The 6931-nt window shown below is 66.1% G+C and carries 5 protein-coding genes; 1 reads left to right on the forward strand and 4 read right to left on the reverse strand.

The window, feature by feature from the left end; translation table 11 throughout:
- Positions 1 to 19: 19 nt before the first annotated feature.
- From SPI01S_RS18330 to SPI01S_RS18345, 4 genes are all read right to left on the reverse strand, one after another.
- Positions 20 to 1516 (reverse strand): OprO/OprP family phosphate-selective porin, encoded by a 1497-nt coding sequence (locus SPI01S_RS18330; RefSeq protein ID WP_066726049.1) that lies wholly within the window; start codon positions 1514 to 1516, stop codon positions 20 to 22.
- A gap of 299 nt (positions 1517 to 1815) precedes the next feature.
- Positions 1816 to 2355 (reverse strand): GNAT family N-acetyltransferase, encoded by a 540-nt coding sequence (locus SPI01S_RS18335; RefSeq protein WP_066726052.1) that lies wholly within the window; start codon positions 2353 to 2355, stop codon positions 1816 to 1818.
- Between the two features lie 57 nt (positions 2356 to 2412).
- Positions 2413 to 4206 carry an IlvD/Edd family dehydratase gene (locus SPI01S_RS18340; protein ID WP_066726055.1) on the reverse strand — a complete coding sequence of 598 codons (1794 nt, stop codon included), beginning with the start codon at positions 4204 to 4206 and terminating at the stop codon, positions 2413 to 2415.
- A 25-nt stretch (positions 4207 to 4231) separates the two neighbouring features.
- Complete coding sequence (locus tag SPI01S_RS18345) at positions 4232 to 5365, reverse strand: aldose epimerase family protein (RefSeq protein WP_066726058.1); 1134 nt, start codon at positions 5363 to 5365, stop codon at positions 4232 to 4234.
- A gap of 145 nt (positions 5366 to 5510) precedes the next feature.
- On the opposite strand from SPI01S_RS18345, the gene SPI01S_RS18350 reads away from it, so the two are divergent.
- On the forward strand, positions 5511 to 6812 hold the full coding sequence (locus SPI01S_RS18350) for a sugar MFS transporter (protein ID WP_066726061.1): 1302 nt from the start codon (positions 5511 to 5513) through the stop codon (positions 6810 to 6812).
- The last annotated feature ends 119 nt before the right edge of the window (positions 6813 to 6931 follow it).

Below are 6931 nucleotides of genomic sequence, written 5' to 3' on the forward strand. Positions count from 1 at the left end.
GCAGCAGCATCCGATCGGATCAGAAGGTGATGCCGAAGCCGGCGCTGATCGTCTCGCCGCTGTCCTTGCCCGTGAACGAGCCGGCGCGGTTGTTGGTCTTCCAGTGGATCAGGTTCAGCTGCAGGCGCATGATGCTGTCCAGATACCAGTTGGTGCCGATCGTCGCGGCTTCGCCCTTGGTCGCGTTCGGGATGCCCGAATATTCGAGATTCTCGTAGCGGGCGAGCACTTCGATCGCGCCGGGGCCGCCATCGAACACTGGCCGCAGCACGCGCGGCTGGGCGAAGGTGCCGAGGCGCGGATTGTACGGCGGCAGGTCGCCGGTGACGAAGAAGCCGGTGGAAAGGCTCCAGGCCTTGCTCTCGAAGTCCGGGCGACCGGCGTTGAGGTGTGCGACGCGCTTGCCCGCTTCGCCCATCACCCACAGCGAGCCGACATAGCCGCCGAGTTCCGCGCCATAGCCGGTGGTGCCGGTGCCGCCGACCAGCGTGCCGGTCTGCACGCGCAGGTTGCCGTTGAAGCGGCCGCCGATCACGGTGTTGCGGGTCAGCGTGCCCGGGCCGCGCGACGACAGCGCCTCGTCGAAGCCCCACAGGCCGACATGGACGATCGAGCGATCGGTCTTGAACGGGTTCCAGTGGACGCGGCCCAGCACGGTGCGGCTGTCATTGATCGCCTGGGTGGCGTCGACCGCGTCGCCGCTGATCGTGACGGAAGCGTGGCCGGTCTTCCAGAACAGGCGCGGCATGAGGGCGATGCCGTAGAAGCCGCGCTGCGGGATGATCGAGGTGGCGACGACGTTGCGTTCCAGGAACGGCGGCGCGTCCGAACCGCTCGAACCTTCGAAGCTGCGGTCGTTGAACATGTTGCCGAAGCGGACGTCGTACGAGACCTTGCCCACATCGTTGCGCCAGCCGACGAACATCGTGCCGACGTCGGAGGTGTTGTCCGCAAAGTCGTTTTCGAACTGGTAGAAGAAGTGCGGACCGACCGCGCCCTCGATACCGATACGCAGTGCGCGGGCACCGGTCGTCGTGATGTTGCGGGCGTCGTAGTTCGATCCGAAGGTCGAACTGACATGGTTGATGATACGGCCGCGCATCTTGAACAGGAACTTGCCGTCCGCCGAACGGAAGATCGGCAGGCCGCCGCGCCATTCGGTGGTGACGTTGGCGTTCGCCGCGGCGCGCGCCTGGGCGACGCTCTGATCGGCGGGGCCCACGGGGGCGAGCTGCGGCGCGAAGGAATCGGCGATCGCCTCGTCATTGGCGGTGGCGGCGCGCTTCACCTGGGCGCCCTGCGGTACGCTCACGGGAGCGGCGGCGCGGGCCACGGGCGCTGCTGCCGGCGCGCTTTCGATCTTGTCGAGCCGGGCGCGGAGTGCGGCGATCTCTTCCGCCTGCGCCTTGAGCAGCTTCACCAGTTCGGCCTGATCGCTCGGCCCGCTCTGCGCAAAGGCCGGCGCGGCGAGCAGCAAGGCGGACACGGCCGCACCCGCCAGCAATTTCGTTTTCATCGTGAAACCCCGTTTGTTGATCCTGCGTCGCCAAAGGCAACCGAGTACCAATATAGAACGGCAGTTGAACGAAGATCCGATAATGAAATGAAATCATGATGCTACGTAGTTTGCACGAATACATCCGGTGAAGCGCCGCTGTCGCATGGCCGAATTCGACAGGCTTCGACCCTGGATGTATTTTTGTTTGATCTTTGGTGTTTGAGGCTCGTTCCTCAAATTGCGCGGTGCGTGTATGTTCAAAATGGTTACTGTATCGTTTCGGCGCGCCTAAGGGATGGTCACGAGGCGGCGGTCTCTCAGAGCGGCTTCTCCATCCGCACCAGCGGGACCCGTACGCCCTGGATCGGCGCGGATAGGATCGGCTCGACCTGAACATAGCCGCAGGCTTCGTACAGCGGTACGCCGGCCATGGTCGCCATCATCTCGGCCCGACGAAAGCCAGCGCCGCGCGCCGCCTCCTCGCAAAGAGCCAGCACCCGGCTGCCGATGCCGCGGCGGGTGAAATCCGGGTTGGTGTACATTGCGCGGATCTTGGCCGCGTCGCGTGCCGGATCGAGTTTCTGGGGCGCGCGGGCGACGATGCTGGCATCGCCGCCATACAGCGTCGCGCGGAACGACCAGCCGCCGCAGCCGGCAATGGTGCCCGCGTCGTCTTCCATCAGGAAATAGGTCTGGTCGGCGATCAGCTGGCTGTCGAGGCCCATCACCTGGTGGCTGGCCGCGACCTGCTCCGGCGTCAGAAAGCCGTGCTGCAGCTGCGCGATCGCCCGGCCCATCACCGCTCGCAGCGCCTCGAGATCCTGATGCTGGGCGAGGCGATGGGTAAAGACGGACATGCAAACTCCTCGGGACCGATGCGGCGGCGCTAGCCAGCCGCCGCATCGGTCGCAAGGTCAGTGGTTGTCGCGCGGTACGCCGTGTGCCTGGGCGATGCGCTGGAACTGCTCGGCGCCTTCCAGGATCGCGCCGGTGTTCATCTGGCCGACCACGGCACGCTGGATCGCCTGCCACGGGGTCTGCGACGCCGGATAGGCATAGCCGCCCGCCTCGGCCAGCACGCGGCGGCGCTCGGCGACTTCCTCGGCCGGGATCAGCACGTCGGCGGTGCCGCGGTTGAGGTCGATCCGCACCCGGTCGCCGGTCTTGAGCAGCGCCAGGCCGCCCATCGCCGCCGCTTCGGGCGAGGCGTTGAGGATCGACGGCGAGGCCGAGGTGCCCGACTGGCGGCCGTCGCCGATGCACGGCAGCGCATGCACGCCTTCGCGGATCAGATAGGCCGGCGCGCGCATGTTCACCACTTCGGCGGCGCCCGGATAGCCGATCGGCCCGGCGCCGCGCATCACCAGCAGCGTGTCCGGGGTGATGCCGGTGGCGGGATCGTCGATGCGGTGGTGATAGTCCTCGGGACCGTCGAACACCACCACCGGGCCTTCGAACGCCTCGGGATCGTTCGGGTTGGACAGGTAGCGGTCGCGGAATTCGGGGCCGATGACGCTGGTCTTCATGATCGCGGCATCGAACAGGTTGCCGCGCAGCACGAGGAAACCCGCCTCGTTGACCAGCGGCTCCTCGAAGCGGCGGATGACCTTCTCGTCCTCGATCGTCGCGTCGCGGCAATTCTCGCCGATCGTCTTGCCGTTGGCGGTGATCGCATTCTCGTGGATCAGGCCCTGCTGCATCAGCTGGGCAACCACGGCGGGCACGCCGCCGGCGCGGTAATAGTCCTCACCGAGATATTCGCCGGCGGGCTGCAGGTTGACCAGCAGCGGCACCTTGTGGCCGTGCGTCTGCCAGTCGTCGAGCGCCAGTTCGGCGCCGACATGGCGGGCGATCGCGGCGAGGTGGATCGGCGCGTTGGTCGACCCGCCGATCGCCGAGTTGACGACGATCGCGTTGAGGAACGCCTCGCGCGTCAGGATGTCGGAGGGTTTGAGATCCTCGTGCACCATGTCGACGATGCGCTTGCCGGTGCGATAGGCGGCTTCCTGCCGATCGCGATACGGGGCAGGAATCGCCGCCGAACCCGGCAGCATCATGCCCAGCGCCTCTGCGAGGCTGTTCATCGTCGTCGCCGTGCCCATCGTGTTGCAATAGCCGGTCGACGGTGCCGACGAACTGACCAGGCGGATGAAGCCGTCGTCATCGATCTCGCCCGCCGCGAGCAGCTCGCGCGCCTTCCAGACGATCGTGCCCGATCCGGTGCGCTCGCCGCGGTGCCAGCCGTTGAGCATCGGCCCGACCGACAGCGCGATGGCGGGGATGTTCACCGTCGCCGCCGCCATCAGGCAGGCCGGCGTGGTCTTGTCGCAACCGGTGGTGAGCACCACGCCGTCGATCGGATAGCCGTAGAGCAGCTCTACCAGCCCTAGATAGGCGAGGTTGCGATCGAGGCCCGCCGTCGGGCGCTTGCCGGTTTCCTGGATCGGATGCACCGGGAACTCGATCGCGATCCCGCCCGCCTCGCGAATGCCTTCGCGGATGCGCTCGGCCAGCACCAGGTGGTGGCGGTTGCACGGGCTCAGGTCCGACCCCGTCTGGGCGATGCCGATGATCGGCTTGCCCGAGCGCAGTTCCTCCAGGCTCAGCCCATAGTTGAGATACCGCTCCAGATAGAGGGCGGTCATGTCGACATTGTCGGGGTTGTCGAACCAGGCGCGGCTGCGCAGCTTGGGGGTGGTTTCTGTCATGGAGCTGCCTTGTGGAAGTAGGGGATCAGTTGGTCGTCGAGAAACGATAGACGATCACGTTGCGATAGGTCTGCCCCGGATTTAGCCGTGCCGAGCCGAGCGCCGGCTGGTTGGGCGTGTCCGGGAATACCTGGGGTTCGAGCGCAAGCGCATCGCCCTGGCGATAGGCATGGTTCGACTTGCCGATGGCGGTGCCGTCGAGGAAGTTGCCGGTATAGAATTGCACGCCGGGTTGATTGGACAGGATCTCCATCACGCGGCCGCTCGACGGATCCTCGACGCGGGCGTGGAGCACCGGCTGGGCGGAGGGTGCCTTGGCGATCACGAAATTCTCGTCATAGCCCTGGCCGAACACGATCTGCGGATCGCGGCCGTCGCGGATGCGGGTGCCGATCACGGTGGCTTTCCGGAAATCGAAGGGCGTGCCCTCGACCGGGCGCAGCGTGCCGGTGGGGATCAGCGTCTTGTCGACCGGGGTCGTGGTCTCGGCCGGGATGGTCACGACATGGTCGTAGATCGAACGCTGCGAGGCTTCGCCGGCGAGATTGAAGAAGCTGTGGTTGGTGATGTTGACGATCGTCGGCTTGGTCGTGGTCGCGGTGTATTCGACCGACAGCTCGTTCTTCTCGTTCAGCGCATAGGTGGCGGTGACGGTGAGCTGGCCGGGATAGCCTTCCTCGCCATCGGCGGCGACATAGCGCAGCGTCACGCTGGCGGTTTCGCCGCTCGCCACCTTCTCCACCGTCCACAGCCGCTTGTCGAAGCCCTTCAGCCCGCCGTGCAGCGCATTCGGGCCGTTGTTCTTGGCGAGCGTATAGGTCTTGCCGTCGATGCTGAACGTGCCGCCCTTGATGCGATTGGCATAGCGGCCGACGGTGGCGCCGAAATAGTTCGGGGCGACCAGATAGCCCTTCATGTCGTTGTAGCCGAGCGTCACGTCCTCGGACTTGCCGTTGCGGTCCGGTGTCGAAAGCGACTGGAGGATCGCGCCATAGCTGAGGATGGTGGCGCGCATGCCGTGGCTGTTGGTGAGGGTGATCGCCTCCACCTTCTGTCCGTCGGCGGTCGTGCCGAAGGCCGCGCGAGTCGCGTCGCCGGCATGCGCCGAGAGTGGAACCGCCGCCGCGGCGAGCAGGGCGCCCTTGATCAGATAATTCATGCAAATCCTCTCCCTATGGGCTATCGCTGCGATCAGCTGCGACGCGGCCGTTGACGCTGGACGTCGGGTTGAATACTCCGACTAGAAAGCGAAGAGCAACCCCGCCGCAGTCGTACGTGGCAAAAATCGAGAGGATCATACCAGCATGGCGGTCGTGCCTACGTCAAAGGCTGCTCCGGCGGGGGCCGGGCAAACCTCTTCCCCAACACAATATGGACGCGCGCTGGCCCTGCTGGCCACGCTGTTCTTCATGTGGGGCTTCATTACGGTGATCAACGGGACGCTGCTGCCGCACCTGCGCAGCGTGTTCGAGCTCAGCTATTTCCAGGCCGCGCTGATCGAGAGCGTCTGGTTCATCGCCTATTTCTTCGCCTCCATCCCCTCGGCCAAGCTGATCGAGCGGATCGGCTACCAGAAGTCGCTGGTGATCGGCCTGCTGATCATGGCGGCGGGCGCGCTGGGCATGACGCTGGCGGCGAGCCTGCCGTCCTACGGCGTCACCCTGTTCATGCTGTTCGTGATCGCCAGCGGCATCACGCTGCTGCAGGTGGCGGCGAACCCCTATGTCGCGGTGATCGGCCCGTCCGAGACCGCCTCGTCGCGGCTCAACCTGGTGCAGGCGATGAACTCGGCCGGCACGATGCTCGCGCCGCTGTTCGGTGCGTACCTGATCCTCGGCCGCTCGAAGGGCGGCACGGCGGAAGCCGGTGCGGCCGCGCTCACCCAGGCCGAGCGCCTGGCCGACGCGCATGCGGTGATCCTGCCCTATGTGCTCGTCGCCGTGGTGCTGCTGGTCCTCGCGATCGTGATCGCGCGCTTCCCGCTGCCGGCGATGGGTTCGGCCACCAGCCGCGTCGCCAAGGAGGATCGCAAGCATCACAGCCTGTGGAACCACCGCAACCTGGTGTTCGGCATCGGCGCGATCTTCATCTACCTGATCGCCGAGATCGGCGTCGGCAACCTGTTCGTGAACTTCGTCAGCCGTCCCGAGATCGGCAACATGACGACCGAGCAGGCGGGCCGTTACCTCACCCTGCTGTGGGGCGGGATGATGGTCGGCCGCTTCGTCGGTTCGGCGATCATGCAGAAGGTCGACGCGGGCATCGTCCTCGCGGTCTTCTCGATCGGCGCGTTCATCGTGATGATGGTCACCGTGTTCACCCACGGCGAGGTGGCGATGTGGTCGCTGATCCTGGTGGGCCTGTTCCACTCGATCATGTTCCCGACGATCTTCACCCTCGGCATCAAGGGCCTCGGCCCGCTGACCGAAGAGGGTTCGGGCCTGCTGATCATGGCGATCGCCGGCGGCGCGCTGGTGGCGGTGCAGGGCTGGCTGGCCGACCAATATGGCCTGCAGCACTCGTTCCTGCTGACCGCGATCTGCGAGCTCTACATCCTGTTCTACGCGCTGTGGGGTTCGAAGCCCACCAATGCGATCGAGGACTGATCGGAAAGCGTCCAAGATAGCGTCTCCTCCCTCGCGCAAGCGGGGGAGGGGGACCGCCGCCGCGAGCGGTGGTGGAGGGGGCGTCGCCGCGAGCGGCGCCCTTTTTCGTGCGCGGGATG

The sequence above is a fragment of the Sphingomonas pituitosa NBRC 102491 genome, from assembly GCF_001598435.1.
In the GTDB taxonomy this organism is placed as follows: domain Bacteria; phylum Pseudomonadota; class Alphaproteobacteria; order Sphingomonadales; family Sphingomonadaceae; genus Sphingomonas; species Sphingomonas pituitosa.